Consider the following 16,959-nt stretch of genomic DNA (forward strand, 5'->3'; position numbering starts at 1 on the left):
CCAAATGGCCGATCTGTTACCGGACAAGCTTTGAGTCGTTTTCCAGTGCGCCGGCGCGATATCTGATTGCAAGCCACAACAACGGAGCATAGGCGACAATAACGCCCAAGCTCCCGTCCAGCCCGAAATGCATGACGGCCACGGCAATCGGCAACAACCAGAACATATTGATCACGGCAACGGCAATAGTGACGGGCAGGTGACTGCCGAACCGACGAGAGGCATATTGATAAGCGTGACTACGGTGCGCCTCATAGACTTTATCCCCGCGCAGCAAGCGCCGAAACAGCGTGAAGGTCGCGTCGACGACGAACACACCGAGCAGAATCAGCCAGCCCCACAGCAGCTCGGCACTCTGCCCGGCCGCCTGCAGCGATAAGCCTCCCAACACGATTCCCAGAAAGCCGCTGCCGGCATCGCCCATGAAGATTCGTGCAGGCGGGAAATTCCAGAATAAAAAACCGCCGACGCAAACCGCGAGCAACAGCGGAGCCCAGACCAGTTGCGGCCAACCACCAAGCCAGCCAAGCAGACAGGCGCCCAGGCACACGCAAATCGCTTCGACACTGGCGATACCGTCAATACCATCCATGAAGTTGTATAGGTTGAGCAGCCAGACCAGATAAAACGCCGCCAGCACCTCACCGACAAAACCCAGGTCGACCACCACGCCCCAAAGCTGCACGGCAGGCAGCCCGCCCATCCACCAGAGCAACCAGATCGCCGCGGCAAAATGTCCCAACAAGCGCCAGCGTGCAGCGATATGTCCATGGTCGTCCATAAACCCCACCACGGCGACCAGCGTACCCGCCCCGGCGATGGCCAGAAACGCCGGGACCGCGATCAAATCCCGCCACAGCAGATAAACCAGCGCCAATACGAATGTCAGAACAATCGCCACCCCGCCACCGCGCGGAGTTGGCACCGAATGCGAGCTTCGCGCGTTGGGAATATCCATCAGACTTCGTGACAGGGCGTAATAGCGCAAAACCCAGGTCAGGGTCAGAGAGAGAAGCGCAAAGATCGCGATGAACCATCCGTCATTCATGTTTGGCGAGTATCCAGAAAATGCTGCGCAGTGCGTTGCAAGGCGCGATCGAGAGTGACCGGCGGCACCCAGTTCAAAAGTCGTTGGTTTTTACTGATATCGACCTGCAGGGAACCGAAGACCCTTTGCGCCAGCGCGGAACGGCCCAGCATTCTGGCCGCACCATCCATCAATGCCACAGGCACCGGCAACAAGCGCGCGGTCCTGCCCATGGCAGCAGCGAGCAGGCGCAATAACCGGGTGGTCGACACATCGTCACCATCGCTGGCCAGGAAAATCTGATTGGCTGCTGCCGGATGCTCGATACAGGTCAGCACCAGATCCACCAGATTATCGAGCGCCACCAGGCTGCGCCGATTGTCGACAGCGCCGAAGGGTAGTGGCACTCCGCGGTCGAGCCAGCGCATCATGCTGAGAAAGTTGGCTTTGACACCCGGGCCGTAGACCAGCACCGGGCGAATGATGACCACCTCCATGCCGGTGTCCAACGCCAACGACTGCAACGCCTGTTCGGCCTCGTGCTTGGAAATGCCGTAAGGATCGACCGGCGCGGGCAAGTCATCGGCGGTATATACGCATCCCGGCGCAGTCCCCTCACCGTTGACCTTGATCGAACTGACGAAGATGAAACGCCGCACCCCGGCCGCCGCGGCTTGCCGCGCAAGCTCCAGAGTGCCTCGTACATTGACCTGACGGAACGCTGCCAGCGGATCAGCCGTCACCTCATTCATGACATGCACGCGAGCTGCGGTATGAACGACGCAATCAACGCCCTGCAATGCCTCCGACAAGTCCTGCCCGCTGTCAAGGCCGGACCACTGGACCGTCCGCACGCTGGGGTCCACAGCCGTTTCAGCGCGGCGCGAAAGGGCCACAACACGGCAGTGCGCTGACGCGAGCAATTGCCCGATCAACGCCCGACCGACGAAACCGCTGCCACCCGTTACCAGAAATGTCTTGGTGCTCATGGGCGACCCTTGAAGAAATGGAACTGCGAACGCACTTCAGCGACCCTGCTGCAAGTAACGAATCGATGCGTCTGGCACCGCGCCAGGAGAATCTGTTTGGAGATCGACTCGAGGCGGGCAGTTTATTGAATCCACGACGTCATAGCCACTTCTGGCGCGACGGCAATCCTGCTGGCCGCCACCACCGCTCAAGCCCGGCACACAGGCTAATCGCACTTTGCAGTTGGAGCGGACTCAGGGTACGGATAGAATCCGTGCGGAAAAGTGATCGGAGCGCTCGCAGCTTCAAGGATTTCAGCTCCGTCATCACGCCAAATTTCGGCTAACGCCGGGCAAAACCAAGATACCAGACGCCTTTTGCTTCGAAATGGAGAGCACCCATGCAGCAGATCAACAACCTTGCGGCGAAGATCGACAAATACAAGTCGCAGATAAATGCTTCGGTGCAACGCGTGGTCGAAAGCGGTTGGGTGGTTTTAGGACCGGAAGTCAAACGTTTTGAAAAAGCTTTCGCCGAATACCTCAAGGCCGGGCATTGCGTCAGCGTCGCCAATGGAACCGACGCCATTGAGCTGGCCCTCAAGGCACTCGGTGTCGCTGAAGGCGATCAGGTTGCGACTGTTGCCAACGCCGGCATGTACACCACCACATCGGTGCTGGCCATCGGCGCGACCCCGCTGTTCATGGATGTCGATGCAGACACTCACGTCGTCACGCTGGCGGGCGTCAAGCAAGCGATCGAAGCCGGGGCCAAAGCAGTCGTCGTGACCCATTTGTACGGTCTGGCAGTGCCGGACATCAAGGCCATCGCCGCGTACTGCGCTGAGCACAAGGTGGCCCTGCTGGAAGATTGCGCTCAAGCTCATGGCGCCGAACGCGATGGTCAGCGTGTTGGCACCTTCGGTGACGCTTCGAGCTTCAGCTTTTATCCCACGAAAAACCTTGGCGCCCTTGGCGATGGCGGCGCTGTCGTGACCAACTCGGCTGCAATTGCCCAACGTGTTGCGCAATTGCGCCAGTACGGCTGGTCGTCCAAGTATTGCGTCGAGCTCGCGGGCGCGCGCAATAGCCGCCTCGATGAAATGCAGGCTGCCATTCTGTCCGAGTTCCTGCCTCATCTTGATGAGGGCAATGCCCGCCGTCGCGAAATTGCTCAGCGCTATCGCAACGAGATCCGCCACGGCGAGATCAATCATGCGCAGGACGCTGGCCTGGCCTCGGTAGCGCATTTGTACGTGATCAAGTCACCGAAGCGCGACGCCCTGCAGCAGCACCTGCGTCAGGCACAGATCGCCTCTGACGTTCACTATCCGATCCCCGACTACAAGCAACCGGTGTTCGGTGAGCAGTTTGCCGGAGTGCATCTGACCAACACGGAGCAACTGGCATCGCTGATCCTGACGCTGCCCTGCTACCCGGAAATGAGCGATGAGGAAGTCGGTAATGTCATCGCGGCGGTCAATGGATGGGCTGCATGAGATATTCGGTCATCGTCCCGGTCTACAAGAACGCTGACTCCATCCCCCGGCTCATCCAGGCGCTGACCGACATGAACACCACACTCGAGAACCAGCTCGAGGTGGTGTTTGTCGTAGACGGCAGTCCGGACGATTCGTTTGTGCTGCTCAAACAGGCACTGGGCAGCATGAGTTTTTCTGCCCAACTGTTGGCACATTCGCGCAACTTCGGTTCGTTTCCAGCCATTCGCACCGGCCTGATGGCTGCCAAGGGTGATTATTTCGGAGTGATGGCCGCTGACCTGCAAGAGCCGCCAGAGCTTTTGATCAACTTTTTCAAGTCGCTTTCCAACGACGAATGCGACGTTGCCATCGGCACGCGCAATGCCCGCCAGGATCCGTTCTCCAGTCGCATGGCATCGTCGATGTTCTGGGGTCTGTACCGCCGCCTGGTAGTTCACGACATGCCCAAGGGTGGCGTTGATATCTTCGGCTGCAACAAAGCGTTTCGCGAGCAGTTGCTGCAGTTGAACGAATCGCGTTCGTCGCTGATTGCGCTGATATTCTGGCTGGGCTTTCGTCGCAAGTTCATCGAGTACGAACGGCAGACACGCCTGGAAGGCAAATCGGCATGGACCTTCAAGAAGAAGCTCGAGTACATGATGGACAGTGTATTCGCGTTTACCGATTACCCGATCAGACTGCTGACGCGCATGGGCGCCATGGGCACGCTGCTGTCATTGTTCATCGGCCTGATGGTGATCATCGCGAAACTTTCCGGAGCGATCGACGTGCCCGGTTATGCCGCCACGATCCTGATGGTATTGCTGCTGGGAACGATGAACCTGCTCGGCATCGGCCTGGTGGGCACCTATGCCTGGCGAGCCTACGAAAACAGCAAACAACGACCGCTCGCAATTGTCTGCATGAAACTCGACAACAAGGAACACTCCAATGACTGAGCCGTTCATCCACGCCAGCGCCGACGTCAAAAGCTCGAACATCGGCAAGAACACTCGCATCTGGCAATACGTGGTGGTGTTCCCGAATGCAGTGATTGGAGACGACGTCAACGTCTGCTCTCACTCTCTGATTGAAAATGACGTGGTCATCGGTGACCGCACGACTATCAAGTCGGGCGTTTACGTGTGGGACGGCCTGCGGATCGGCTCGGACGTCTTCATCGGCCCCAACGCCACGTTCACCAATGACAAGTTCCCCCGCTCCAAGGTGTATCCGGAGTCGTTTTCCCAGACGGTCATCCAGGACGGCGCCTCGATCGGCGGCGGCGCGGTCATTTTGCCTGGCATCACGATTGGCACCGGCGCGATGGTGGGTGCAGGCGCGGTCGTCACCAAGTCCGTGCCACCGTATGCGATTGTTACCGGCTCGCCCGCACGCATCACCGGTTACGTGGAAAACTCTGCCTCCAGCAATGCCGTCAAACCTCCTGCGGTCAATAACCAGGGGCAGGACGAGGCTGTAGTGCGTATTGGCGTCGGGGATGTCACTACCCACCGCTTCAAATACATTGCGGACATGCGGGGCGATCTGTCTGTAGGTGAGTTCCACAAGGAAATTCCGTTTACCCCCAAGCGGTACTTTCTCGTGTTCAACGTTCCGAGCCAGAAAACCCGCGGCGAACATGCCCACCACAAGTGCCACCAGTTTCTGATTTGCGTTAAAGGCAGCTGCGCCGTGGTGGTGGATGACGGCACCAATCGCGCCGAAGTATTGCTGGATGCGCCGAACAAAGGCATTTATCTGCCACCATTGACCTGGGGCATTCAGTACAAATATTCAGAAGATGCGGTATTGTTGGTGTTCACCTCGGATTACTACGAAGCGGACGATTACATCCGTGATTATTCAGAGTTTACCAAAATCACCTCGCAAAAAGCGCTTACGTGAACGCACTCAAGGATAGCCCGAAGGCCCGCCGCTGGATTAATTTTCTAATTGGCGGCGGCCTGAACACTGGCCTGACATACTGCCTCTACCTATTGTTAAGCTATTTGATGAACTATCAAATAGCTTACGCAATAGCCTACGCAGCAGGGATAGTCTTCGCTTACTTCTTCAATTCTAAAGTTGTGTTCAGGGTAAAACAGTCGTGGCTGGGCATGGCTATCTACCCAAGTATTTATATCGGGCAGTACGTAATAGGCGCGCTATTACTAAAATTACTGGTTGAGCAGTTTCTGTTGGACAAGACCATCGCGCCGATAATAGTCATACTGTTATTGCTTCCGTGCAGTTACCTACTCAATAAATTCGTCCTGAAGCTCACACATAAAAAAATTCCATCACGAGACTGACATGCTTCGCAAAACACCCCTGCATCGAGCGGCGCCATCTTTCGGCGCGCTGTCATGTCACGACAAAAAACCGGTCTGGCTGGCGCATATCGCACCAGCCGCAATGATCGTACTCTTCATCTGGTTGCCATTTGGCTTTTCCCTTACCGGTCTGTTGGAAGAATGGGGAGTTATCGGGCTATTCAGCAGAGTCGGGGTATTTTTCCTAGCTGACGCATCCAGTGCAATGCCAGCACACGCACTTCGCCCCCTGACGGTTTTTCCTCACGCCATTGGTTACAGCCTCGACCCTGCATCGTTCAACTATTGGCATATTTTGCTGATTGTCGCGCTGGTAGTGAAAGGCATGGCCACCAGCATGTTGATAACGCGCATCTTCGGGACACTGAAATGGGGAATGCTGGCCAGCGTCCTGATAATCGTATTTCCTGCCGATACCATGCAGTTGTCATTCCGGTCGATTCACATCAACTGGGCACTTAGCTTGACATTGATCGCCAGCGCCTTGTTTCTCAATGCTCTGGAACAGAAAAGAAAGGCTTGCTCATTGGCAATGAGTGCGCTCGCCAGTCTGCTGCTCGCAGCAGCGTGCACAATGTACGAGGTAGCGCTGCTGCTGGCTGCAACTCCGGCACTGATTGTTTTTATCCGGATCGGAGCGTCCGGAGTGATCGCGCACTTTAAGGTGTTCTACGCTCAGTACGTTATATGGGCCGCCGCGCCGATTGCTTATATCGCTTACGTCTTCTACACGTTGCCCCAAGTACATAGCTATCAAAGTGCTGTGGTCGGCGACAGCGCGTTCAACTCATTCAAGACCTCTTTCCCGAAGATATTCAGCCTGGGCCTGAACAGAAGCATCCTCGGTGGCTGGATCGATGCATGGAACATAACCTGGTCCGAAATCGGCAGCTATTGGTACCTCGTCGTTGCCACCGTGACGCTTCTGGGCTTGATCGCCGTTCTTGCAAGAAGCCTGCGAACTCAAGCACTTTCAGTGGCGGAAGTGCAACTGAAGTGGCAGCTGACAAGTCGTGTGATTGCCGTCGGCCTCATTCTCGTCTGTCTCGGCTATTTACCGTTCATTTTCAATCCTGCACACATGGCTGTCAGCCAGCGGACATTCCTCTACACCGCACCTGGCGCCATATTGGTGCTACTCGCTGTACTTCAAGTTCTTTATCGTTATTCGAAGATCAGCACAGGGATATTCGCTGCCGTGTTCATTTTTACGGGACTGGGAGCACAGCTGTTTCAGTTCCAGCACTACATCGACATTTCAAAAAGACAACAATCGATTCTCGATGACATCGCGCATAATTTCGATGGCAATGCACTTAACAAAACCGTGCTGATCCTTGATTATTCGAATGAGCTGAACCACGACTGGATGTTTCTCAATCCTGATCTGAGCGCCCTGTTATTTCACCTGTATGGCAAACCTGTCGATGCCCTCGAAGTCTGCTATATGCCCAGTCACGAATGGCAGCAGACAGCCCCCTTGCAACGCAAGGGAACATGCGAAGAAACCGCAGAAGGCTGGACACTCAACTATCCTGCCCCGTTTGGCTCACAGGCGCCTGTCAGCAAAAAACTGACCGAGGCACAAGTCATTACCGTCGAGGTAGGTAACGGTCTGACAATGTCGGCAAGTGCAGAACTGCAAGCCTGGCGAGAGCAACTGTCATCGAGCACATCCGCTACGGGTATTCGCTTACGCGGCATCACCGAGACGCACCCTTGGTTCGCCTTTTTCAAGTTTCGCAACCGGGCCGACGATGAGTATCACTGGGATTTTGGCAGATGGTGGAGCATGGCTCCCCCTATAGCGGGATCGGGGTGGCGTAACACCGAATGGCGAACCCGGCGGACTGCTCACATTGCCTCCGCCTGGATAAATGCACCACAGGCTTCGCTTGTTTTTGATCTTGAACCGAAACCAGACCGATACAGCATCAGCGGTTTTTTTAGCGCTTTTGCCAATGCCAACATCCGCTCCGAGATGGAGATTCAGGTAAATGGATATCCCGTAACGCTGCAATGGAAGGAAAACGGCGAATTCAACGGTCATGTGCCACAGTCAGCGCTCAAGACCGGACGCAACATTATCGAGTTTGTTTCCAGCGTAGATCCCGCTCAAGGGGGAATTTCCGCCAGGCTCGACTGGATAAAAGTTGTAAGACAGCACAACTGAAACGTGACGCACAATTTCATTTGCAAGCATTTGATTGTACGACGAGTCGATTACCGGCTGTTTTGATTGTTGATGTCTCCAAATTCGGCTAGCCGAGAATCTGAACTTCAACCTGCAAGAAAGCCATGGAACTGAAAATGAGCGAAAGGCCATCGATGAACACGAGTCCCCCGTTTTTAACGCCCGAACATCCCTCAATTGACGATCCTCGGCCTCTTGCAAAACACTGGCTGGTACATATTCTTCCAGCAACCGTGGTCATTTTCCTGCTCTGGCTACCCTTCGGCTTCGCATTGACCGGCCTGATCGAGGAATGGGGAGTGCTTGGACTTTTCGTCCAGCATGGCGTGTTCTTCCTGGCGGACACTTCCAGTCCGCTGCCCTTGCATGCCATGAGACCACTGACTGTGTTCCCTCACGCGGTGGCTTTCTGGCTGGACAACAACTCGTTCTTCTTTTGGCACGTGCTGCTGATGCTTGCGCTGCTTATCAAGGGCTCGACCGTCAGCTATATCATTAAAAAAGTTACCGGTAGCGCGGGACTGGCAATCATCGCCAGCATATTGGTCATCGTCTATCCAGCAGACACCATGCAGCTATCGTTCAGGGGGCTGCATATCAACTGGGCATTGAGCCTTGCACTGCTCGGCAGCGCAATTTTCATGCACGCGTTATCGCAGCGGCGAAAACTCCATGGCTGCCTGTTGAGTGTCGTATCCAGCGCGTTGTTTGCGTCAGCATGTTTCATGTACGAGGCTTCGCTTCTGCTCGCCTGCATTCCTGCTTTGATCCTCTTTTCAAGGGACGGCCTCAAGCTTGCAACTATCCAGATAACGCAAAAACTCGCCGAGCATGCGATCTGGGCCGCCGGCGCGCTCGTGTACGTCATTTACGCTATACGTACCGCGCCATTGATAAACAGTTATCAGGCCAGCGTTGCCGGTACGGACTGGCTGACAACGATCAAGGTCACCTACCCGAAACTGTTCAGTGTCGGTTTACTCAGAAGCACACTGGGCGGATGGTTTGACGCCGTTCGTATAACCGCTCAGGAATATAGCAGTTACGGTTATACGGTGATCGCTTGTGCAATCTTGTTTGTGGTCGTCGCGACTTTCCTGAAACTTGATAACGACACCAAAACCGATTCTGTTCGCAATACGTTTAGCGTAAATATCAGACTGGCCATTTCAGGCATCATTCTGATACTGCTCGGTTACTTTCCTTTTTTGATATCGTACTCGCACCTTCTCATAAGCCAACGAACGTTCCTGTTCGCAACGCCTGGCGCTGCCCTGTTGGTGATTGCCTTGCTGAGCGTCGCTTATGGCGCGTCCAGAATCGTGGCGTACCTGTGCGCGGGGTTCTTTGTCGCCGTAGGCCTATCCTTTCAACTGTATCAATTTCACCACTACGTCGAGATCTCCAAAGTTCAGGCAAGCGTGCTGAACGAAGTCACCGAAAAATTTGATGGCAACATTGAGAACAAGACTTTATTGATTCTTGATTATGGCAACCGACTGGACTACAGGTGGATGTTCATTAATGAGAGCCTGACGGGTTCCCTGTCCTTTTTATATAACAAACCAGTGAGGAACGTTCAGGTCTGTCATATGCCGAGCAGGCATTGGCAACACTCGGATGAGCTCGGGCGCAAGGGTAAGTGCGTAGAAACTGCGGAGAACTGGGCATTTCAGTACCCTACGTCGGTTAGCGGCCCCGGCTTTCCGGCATCAGCTCCGCCCCCTGATCTGGTGATACCGAAATCATCGATCGTTACATTGGAAATCGGTAAACAACCGGAAGGTTTAGAGCACCCTACCCCTGCGTCGAATGTTAAAGGTTCGATTCCGGAACGCCGTGCCAGCATCCTCGAGACGCTCAATGCAAAAACTCGTTTCATCAACTTCCGGGACTCGATTGTCAACGACCGGTTTGACTGGACGTTCGGCAAATGGTGGAGCATGGAGATCCCCACTCACGGTACCGGATGGCGTGAAACCGAATGGGACGTTGGTAAGTTTCACCACCAACCCACCGCCTGGAAAGTCGAGAAAGAAGCGACCCTTGTTTTCGAGTTTGCGCCCGATCAATCGAAAGCCTACGAACTCAATGGCACTTTCAATATCTTTGCCAGCACATCACCTTCCAGCAGCATGATTATTAGCCTCAACGGAAAGGTCTTGCCGGTTCAGTGGAGTGGCGCGGGTGATTTCCAGGCCAGAATCGAAGCAGGCGCCCTGACCAGTGGCACTAACACTTTAGAGTTCAACTCACCGACCGACGATACCTACTATGGTCTGTCGGCCAGATTGGCAGGTGTGCACATTGCACCGCTAAAATGATGGTTGTTTGGTTCTGATCGCACAACAGGGATGACACGTGTCATCCCTCAGGAGAACAGAGTAAAGAGATCCAGCAGTCGGTTGCGGCGCACCGGTATGGTGACCACAATCGACTGCTTTCTTGTATCAGCGATCATTGACACCCATTTCACTAGCGATCGCCTTGATTACAAAAGCAGAACCGTGAGGTGTAAGGTGAACAATATCCAGATAGAAAGCATCGCCGCTCATTGCTGACTCGCGCATGAGACAACCTTCCTCGTTGCACATTTTCTGCACAATCGATATGTACGAAGCGCCAGCCTGCTCGGCGATGTATTTCAAGTTTTGCTCTATGACTTCGGTACGGGTATCCATACCTTTCTCGCCGATTGCGCCCTGCCCCATCCCGTATTTGGCATAATCCAGCCGCTCAGAAGGCACGCGATGGAACGGATCATTTCGCCATAGATTGAAGGCGATACGTGAAGGCGTATCTTTCCACGCAGGCGCTGGCCCCAACACGATGACTCGGCGAGCCCCCGCCTGCTTTATTTGCGCGATGGTCGCGGCTAGTTGCGTTATTTCATAATCCTCCCAGATACCGGCAAGAATTACTGTATCCGGAACGAGCTCGCGGACCTTTTCGATAGTCCATTCATTATTCGACTCACAACCCTCCCCTTTGCCCTTATAACCCAACATCGGAGGGCAGGAGGATGACGTGAACTGCGCAATGCGGAAGGCGGCAGAACGTTCCGCGAGACCGCGCAGCCCGGAATAAAGAGCGGCCGCTCCCGAGTCTCCCCATAATACCCAAAGAGGCTTTTCGCCGTTATCCACGCACTCGGGTGCGTATTCCCTCGCATCATGACCGAACTCGATAAAACAAATACCGTTGCGTAATGCTGCACGGTAACCTTCAAGATCGTACTCCGTTGCTCGTTGAATAATAGGAGGATAACGAGAGGGGTAACCGTTGGACTTGTAGATAGTGCCCGCCAGTGCGATCAGGACGCCCATTACGCTGCAGAGTACGAATACGCTGACTCGGTTGTTCGTACTCGCTCGTAATGGGCGTTCGATATACAGGTAAGTCAACGTTGCAAGAATCACGCTGACCAACAACCCTGCCAATCGGACCTCCCAGGACAGCCCCTGCGGATAGGCTTGCCTGGCGAAGATCAGTACAGGCCAATGCCAAAGGTATAACGGAAAACTGATAAGACCAACGGCAACCATCGCACGATGACCTAACACTACCCGATTAACCCATGATCGGGATCCTGCGGCGATGATCAGCGCGGCGCCAAGGGTGGGCAGCAGCGCCCATGCGCCAGGAAACGGCAGCGTGCTTTCGAACCTTAGAAACGAATAACCGATGAGGAGTAATCCGATGATTGAGAGCGTTGCGCGAACAACTGGCGCAGTCAACACGCACAAGACAGTGCCGGACAATGGATTTTTCGGGACACCCCGGAAATGCTGAATACCTAAAACCAGCACCGCACCAAGACCCAACTCCCAAGCCCGGGATAACGGCGAGTAGAACGTCGCGGTCGTATGCTCATGAACATCCGCCAAGTTCAAGGCAAGTGAAGCGAGAACCACGACAATCGCAATGGCCAATATGGAAATACGCAGTCTCCAGCCCGCCCAGAGCAACAATGGCCAGACAATATAAAACTGCTCTTCGATTCCTAACGACCACAAATGCAGAAGCGGCTTCAACTCGGAGGCTCTGTCAAAATAACCAGCCTCACTCCACAACATCAAGTTTGAAACAAACGTTGCCCCCCCAAGAACATGTTTCGCCAGTTGTGCGAATTCTTCGGCAAGCATTGTGTTCCAGCCGAACGCAAGGCAACACAGCAGGACCGTTAGTAATGCTGGAAAGATGCGCCGGATACGCCGCGAGTAAAACTCACCAACCGTGAACGTTCCTCGCTCCAACGCTGCCAGTATTACCTTTGAAATAAGAAAGCCGGAGATGACGAAGAACACATCCACCCCGGCAAAACCGCCCGGCAACCAGGCTGGAAATGCATGAAAAACCAATACGGCCAAAACAGCGATAGCGCGCAGACCATCAATATCTGGACGATAACCAATGTGTCGGACATTGCCGATCACAACGGAGGCGGACAACCTGTTGTTTTGCATTTCGTTTGCAGTCATGGATAGCTACCGGGCGGCCGACTTTTCATATTCCGGGAACTCAGAAAGGCGAATCACATCGTCTGACATTCTGTTCAGTTACCCTTCTCCCACGAGAGGGCGTGAGTCCTTTATCAGCCTTTATGTTTTTTTCTGCAGAGGCCTTCATAGATTGCGGCATAGGCTTTAGCCATGTCGTCGGCCGAAAATACATCTTCGTAGCGATGCAAGGCTCTTTGACCCATGTCGCTGGCCATCTGCTCATCGTTCCATAGCGCATTCATGGCGCCGGCCAACGCGGCCGAATCCCGCGGCGGAACCACAAGACCGGTTTCTCCTGCGATATTGATAAAGGTGGTGCCGGAGCCGATTTCACAGGAAATCAGGGGCTTGCCATACATAGCAGCTTCGAGCAGAGAAATACCGAATGATTCCGAACGAAGGTGCGAGGGGAACACAAAAGCATGGCATAACGTCAACAATGCGGCCTTGTCCTCATCACCCAAGCCACCGAGGAAATGCACATTCGTTAGCGCAAGTCGCACAGCTTGCGCTTTGAGATTTGCTTCCTCATGTCCACCGCCGAGAATGACAACCGGTAATCCCGTCACTTTGGCTGCCTCAAGGAGATAATCGAGCCCCTTGTAATAGCGCAGCGCGCCGACAAACAGGAAGAACTTCGCACCAACTCTGGTGCGCCATTCGGCACGCAGCTGCTCAGTCGCCACAGGATACGTCGATGCATCGAGACCATACGGAATGATCTGCAACTTGTCGCGCAAGCGAGTCAGTACGGGGCTGCTCTGCGCATAGTTGGGCGAAGACGCCACAACACAGTCAACACTGGCTAGAAACCGGTTCATCAATGGCTGATAAAGCCTGAGCAGAGTCTTTTGCTTGACGATGTCGGAGTGATAACTAAGGACTGTGGGCTTTCCATGCCGGCTGGCAAAATGCAGCAAATCCATGTAGGGCCACGGAAAATGGTAGTGAACTACATCCACCTCTTGGGCCAGTTGTGAGAAATCCTTGTAAGCCGACAGCGAGAACCCTGTCGAAGCTACATGCATGTCCAGCTTCGAACGGTGACTTATGTGATTGCCCACCGGCTCGTTGCGAGCTGCCCCTCGCTCACTGAGGTACAACACTTGTGACGAATAACCGTGCCTGGCGCCCCCTTGGGCGATCTGAAAAATGACCTGCTCGATACCACCCATAGTGTCTGGATAGTAAGTTTTGAAAAAATGCAGGACCTTGATCATTTCTTACCAGCCACCCGTTTGTAGACCTCAAAGGTTTCCTGGGCGCAACGCTCCCAGGAGAAACGTTGTGCATGTGCAATACCGTTGATAATTGCCGTTTCACGCCATGCTTCATCAGTCAATCCTTGCTCCAGCAGAGCAGTGAGCATGTCGATATCCAAGGGTGCGCACATCAGCGCTGCTTCACCTGCCACTTCGGGCAAGGAAGAGCTGTTGGAACATACGACTGGCACGCCGGAACTCATGGCTTCGAGCACCGGCAATCCGAATCCTTCATAGAGGGAAGGAAAGGCAAATAAGCGTGCCCCGGCAAACAGCAAAGGGAGATCTGCACTTGGCACAAACCCGAGATAGTGCGCCCACCCTTCGCGTCGTGCACGCTCCAGCTTTTGATGAATCGCATCACTGCGCCAGCCGTGGTAACCCGTCAATATGAGGGGCCAACGAGTACGCATGGCCAAGGGAAGCCGCTCATAGGCAGCCAGCAACGTCTCGATATTCTTGCGTGGCTCGATAGTGCCAACGAATAGCGTATAGCCGTTTGAATGAAGACCATACCGAGCCAGGGTGACACTGATTTCATGCTCCGGCCTTGGATAAAACTCTGGGGAACTGGCCAACGGCACCGTGTGTATTCGCTCGATCGGCCAAGAGAAATAGTCAGAAAGCTCTCGCCGTGTGAATTCTGAGTCCGTTATCAAGGCATCAGCTCTAACCAGCGTAGTTTTCAGTTCCTTCTGCAAATAGCGAACGAGTTGTGGTGCGTGGCAATGAGACCAGGTAAAAGGCGAGAGATCATGAAATGTCGCCACACTACGTCCCGCGAAAGGCGGCAGATAGTAATTGGGGCTGTGGTAAAGGAAGTCGCCATGCCCCTTGAGTGCGGCCTTTCGCAGCATCGGCATCAGCAAACGATAGGCCTCTACGGCCAGAAAGTTTTTTTGTATTGCTCGCTTCAAGCCATAACTGCGGCCGGATTCATCAGCTGCAGTGGGCAATTCAAGCGACAAACGGCGACCCGCAAAAAATTGCAGGTCGGTAATTTCAGAGTTGCGTTGAAGCCTCAACGCCAGTTCATAGGTATAGCGGCCAATACCGGTCAGCGGGAAGCGGATCGGCTCGGCAGATAGGACTAGCTTCATTTATTCCGCCGAAAGCATCCAACTCAAAGTTTCAGCCAGTCTTGGGGTCTCCCAGCCTCGTACCAATTCACGCAGGCGGGAGTTGTCACCGCACAGGATTTTCACTTCATTGGCACGCACAAAAGCAGGATTTACTTCGACCCTGAGTTGATGGCCGGTGAATGCGGAACACATATCGATAATTTCGCGAAGCGTATGACTCGTGCCGGAACTGACATTGACGGTTTCTCCGACCGGCCTGGCCTCAATCAATCCTCGATAGGCCTTGACCACTGCCCGGACATCGCTGAAATCTCGCGAGATATCCAGGTTCCCCAATTCAATCGTTTCAGCCCGTTGGCGAAAATGCGCAACAATCTTGGGTAGCAGAAAGCTGTAAGCCTGACCAACGCCGGTGTAGTTGAAGGGGCGCGTGATTACAATTGGCAATCTGTCATGCCAAAGACGCGCCATATGCTCCATTGCGAGCTTGCTAACAGCATAATCATTGGCCGGAGCCGGGGCTGTTATTTCACTCAACAGCCCGGCTGAAGCATTACCGTAGACATTTGCGCTGCTCGCTAGCAGTACGCAGTCCGGTACTTTTCCACAAGCAGCAATCGCCTCCAGCAAATGGCGAGTGCCGATGAGGTTGACCCGGTAGAAAGCATCCGCCGCACCGTGCCCGACAAAGGCCAATGCCGCAAGATGCACCACCACATCAGGTTGAATATTTGCCAGCAAATCACGCAAAGCAGAGCCGTCAGCCAGATCCACCTGAAAATACCCAGCCTCATCCGAGGGTTGTGTTCCCGTTCCGAACACCTCATAGCCAACGGCTTTGAGCTCGGCGGCCATATATCGACCGGTGAAACCTTGAATCCCTGTAATCAGCGCGCGTTTACCGGCAATAATCATCAGAACGAAAATCCTTTTTCATTTCGACGCAGGTCAGCTTCGACCATCATGCGGCACAACTCTTCAAGCGTGGTTTTCGGCTCCCAACCCAATGCTGCCTTGGCTTTGGCCGGATTGCCAATCAGCAACTCCACCTCGGTCGGACGATAGAATTTCGGGTTGATCGTCACCAGCACCTTGCCAGTGGCCGCATCCGTGCCCTGCTCGTCCTCGGCAACGCCGCTCCAGTCCAGGTCAATGCCTACCGCCTTGAACGCCATGGTGACGAAATCACGTACGGTTTCGGTGCGGTTGGTCGCCAGAACGAAAGTGTCCGGCTCGTCTGCCTGCAGCATGCGCCACATGCCTTCTACGTATTCCTTGGCAAAACCCCAGTCGCGCTTGGCGTCCAGATTACCCAGTTCCATCTTATCAAGCAGACCAAGCTTGATCTTGGCGACCGAGTCAGTGATCTTTCGAGTCACGAACTCGCGACCACGCAATGGGGACTCATGGTTGAAAAGAATGCCGCTGGTGGCGAAGATTCCATAGGATTCGCGGTAGTTGATAGTCATCCAGTGGGCATACAGCTTGGCAACGCCATAGGGGCTGCGAGGATAAAACGGGGTGCTTTCGATTTGCGGAATGGCTTGCACCTTGCCAAACATTTCCGAAGTCGAAGCCTGGTAGAAACGCACCTTCGGATTGACGATACGAATCGCTTCCAGAAGATTCACGCAGCCCATACCGGTGATATCACCCGTGGTCAGAGGCTGATCGAAAGACACGCCTACGAAGCTCTGGGCAGCGAGGTTATATACCTCGGTCGCTTCCGTCGTCTGGAGCAGGCGGATGCTGGCCGACAGATCGGTCAGATCGTATTCGACCAGATGCAGATTAGGGTTCTTTTCGATCCCCAGCTCCTCGATACGCCAGAAATTGACAGAACTGGTCCGACGATAGGTGCCATAAACCGTGTAGCCCTTTTCCAGCAGCAGTTCCGCCAGATAGGCGCCGTCTTGCCCAGTGATGCCAGTAACGATAGCTTTCATGCGAATCCTCTGAACTCCATTTGAGTGCCTTGACAGGCTCTGTAGTATTGACGCGATAAGGGCTCTTCTCGATGAGAGCCGCAAATTTCCGCAATCATACAGAATGCTGCCGCGCACGACGATACCTTAACCTTTTGCAACAGATGTACCAGCCGACTCGC

General features: G+C 54.3%; 13 protein-coding genes. 6 read left to right on the forward strand and 7 right to left on the reverse strand.

The window, feature by feature from the left end; genetic code table 11:
- Window positions 1-16: 16 nt before the first annotated feature.
- A complete protein-coding gene (locus ACGSLL_RS17665; RefSeq protein WP_394507325.1) occupies window positions 17-1,048 on the reverse strand; it encodes an MraY family glycosyltransferase in 1,032 nt (343 codons plus the stop codon).
- The gene (locus ACGSLL_RS17670) at window positions 1,045-2,016 is read right to left on the reverse strand and encodes a UDP-glucose 4-epimerase family protein (protein ID WP_394507326.1); all 972 of its coding nucleotides are present in this window, start codon (window positions 2,014-2,016) and stop codon (window positions 1,045-1,047) included. Before ACGSLL_RS17670 ends, ACGSLL_RS17665 begins: the two co-directional genes overlap by 4 nt.
- A 380-nt stretch (window positions 2,017-2,396) precedes the next feature.
- On the opposite strand from ACGSLL_RS17670, the gene ACGSLL_RS17675 reads away from it, so the two are divergent.
- The 6 genes from ACGSLL_RS17675 (at window position 2,397) to ACGSLL_RS17700 (ending at window position 10,330) form a co-directional block, all read left to right on the forward strand.
- Window positions 2,397-3,494: a DegT/DnrJ/EryC1/StrS family aminotransferase gene (locus ACGSLL_RS17675; protein ID WP_394507327.1), complete on the forward strand. Its 1,098-nt coding sequence runs from the start codon at window positions 2,397-2,399 to the stop codon at window positions 3,492-3,494.
- A complete protein-coding gene (locus ACGSLL_RS17680) occupies window positions 3,491-4,435 on the forward strand; it encodes a glycosyltransferase family 2 protein (protein WP_394507328.1) in 945 nt (314 codons plus the stop codon). Before ACGSLL_RS17675 ends, ACGSLL_RS17680 begins: the two co-directional genes overlap by 4 nt.
- Complete coding sequence (locus tag ACGSLL_RS17685) at window positions 4,428-5,384, forward strand: WxcM-like domain-containing protein (RefSeq protein ID WP_394507329.1); 957 nt, start codon at window positions 4,428-4,430, stop codon at window positions 5,382-5,384. Before ACGSLL_RS17680 ends, ACGSLL_RS17685 begins: the two co-directional genes overlap by 8 nt.
- The gene (locus ACGSLL_RS17690; RefSeq protein ID WP_394507330.1) at window positions 5,381-5,791 is read left to right on the forward strand and encodes a GtrA family protein; all 411 of its coding nucleotides are present in this window, start codon (window positions 5,381-5,383) and stop codon (window positions 5,789-5,791) included. The genes ACGSLL_RS17685 and ACGSLL_RS17690 overlap by 4 nt, the downstream gene beginning before the upstream one ends.
- Before the next feature lies 1 nt (window position 5,792).
- On the forward strand, window positions 5,793-7,985 hold the full coding sequence (locus ACGSLL_RS17695; RefSeq protein WP_394507331.1) for a hypothetical protein: 2,193 nt from the start codon (window positions 5,793-5,795) through the stop codon (window positions 7,983-7,985).
- Between the two features lie 125 nt (window positions 7,986-8,110).
- On the forward strand, window positions 8,111-10,330 hold the full coding sequence (locus ACGSLL_RS17700) for a hypothetical protein (protein WP_394507332.1): 2,220 nt from the start codon (window positions 8,111-8,113) through the stop codon (window positions 10,328-10,330).
- Between the two features lie 126 nt (window positions 10,331-10,456).
- On the opposite strand, the gene ACGSLL_RS17705 is transcribed toward ACGSLL_RS17700, so the two are convergent.
- The 5 genes from ACGSLL_RS17705 to gmd all read right to left on the reverse strand — a co-directional run bounded on the left by ACGSLL_RS17705 (window position 10,457) and on the right by gmd (window position 16,798).
- Window positions 10,457-12,487: an acyltransferase family protein gene (locus tag ACGSLL_RS17705; protein ID WP_394507333.1), complete on the reverse strand. Its 2,031-nt coding sequence runs from the start codon at window positions 12,485-12,487 to the stop codon at window positions 10,457-10,459.
- Between the two features lie 113 nt (window positions 12,488-12,600).
- Window positions 12,601-13,728 (reverse strand): glycosyltransferase family 4 protein, encoded by a 1,128-nt coding sequence (locus ACGSLL_RS17710; protein WP_394507334.1) that lies wholly within the window; start codon window positions 13,726-13,728, stop codon window positions 12,601-12,603.
- Window positions 13,725-14,870: a glycosyltransferase family 4 protein gene (locus ACGSLL_RS17715; RefSeq protein WP_394507335.1), complete on the reverse strand. Its 1,146-nt coding sequence runs from the start codon at window positions 14,868-14,870 to the stop codon at window positions 13,725-13,727. Before ACGSLL_RS17715 ends, ACGSLL_RS17710 begins: the two co-directional genes overlap by 4 nt.
- Entirely contained in the window at window positions 14,871-15,767 is an 897-nt protein-coding gene (locus tag ACGSLL_RS17720) for a GDP-mannose 4,6-dehydratase (RefSeq protein WP_394507336.1), read from the reverse strand.
- A complete protein-coding gene (gene gmd / locus ACGSLL_RS17725; RefSeq protein ID WP_394507337.1) occupies window positions 15,767-16,798 on the reverse strand; it encodes a GDP-mannose 4,6-dehydratase in 1,032 nt (343 codons plus the stop codon). Before gmd ends, ACGSLL_RS17720 begins: the two co-directional genes overlap by 1 nt.
- Between the last annotated feature and the right edge of the window lie 161 nt (window positions 16,799-16,959).

Source organism: Pseudomonas retamae (assembly GCF_043496865.1).
Taxonomy (GTDB): domain Bacteria; phylum Pseudomonadota; class Gammaproteobacteria; order Pseudomonadales; family Pseudomonadaceae; genus Aquipseudomonas; species Aquipseudomonas retamae.

What these genes read in the sequence shown, in the direction of transcription:
- ACGSLL_RS17680 (WP_394507328.1), top strand. Translation starts at nt 3,491, where the DNA reads ATGAGATATTCGGTCATCGTCCCGGTCTACAAGAACGCTGACTCCATC.
- ACGSLL_RS17705 (WP_394507333.1), bottom strand. Translation starts at nt 12,487, where the DNA reads ATGACTGCAAACGAAATGCAAAACAACAGGTTGTCCGCCTCCGTTGTG.
- ACGSLL_RS17715 (WP_394507335.1), bottom strand. Translation starts at nt 14,870, where the DNA reads ATGAAGCTAGTCCTATCTGCCGAGCCGATCCGCTTCCCGCTGACCGGT.
- ACGSLL_RS17665 (WP_394507325.1), bottom strand. Translation starts at nt 1,048, where the DNA reads ATGAATGACGGATGGTTCATCGCGATCTTTGCGCTTCTCTCTCTGACC.
- ACGSLL_RS17675 (WP_394507327.1), top strand. Translation starts at nt 2,397, where the DNA reads ATGCAGCAGATCAACAACCTTGCGGCGAAGATCGACAAATACAAGTCG.
- ACGSLL_RS17670 (WP_394507326.1), bottom strand. Translation starts at nt 2,016, where the DNA reads ATGAGCACCAAGACATTTCTGGTAACGGGTGGCAGCGGTTTCGTCGGT.
- ACGSLL_RS17720 (WP_394507336.1), bottom strand. Translation starts at nt 15,767, where the DNA reads ATGATTATTGCCGGTAAACGCGCGCTGATTACAGGGATTCAAGGTTTC.
- ACGSLL_RS17695 (WP_394507331.1), top strand. Translation starts at nt 5,793, where the DNA reads ATGCTTCGCAAAACACCCCTGCATCGAGCGGCGCCATCTTTCGGCGCG.
- gmd (WP_394507337.1), bottom strand. Translation starts at nt 16,798, where the DNA reads ATGAAAGCTATCGTTACTGGCATCACTGGGCAAGACGGCGCCTATCTG.
- ACGSLL_RS17685 (WP_394507329.1), top strand. Translation starts at nt 4,428, where the DNA reads ATGACTGAGCCGTTCATCCACGCCAGCGCCGACGTCAAAAGCTCGAAC.
- ACGSLL_RS17700 (WP_394507332.1), top strand. Translation starts at nt 8,111, where the DNA reads ATGGAACTGAAAATGAGCGAAAGGCCATCGATGAACACGAGTCCCCCG.
- ACGSLL_RS17710 (WP_394507334.1), bottom strand. Translation starts at nt 13,728, where the DNA reads ATGATCAAGGTCCTGCATTTTTTCAAAACTTACTATCCAGACACTATG.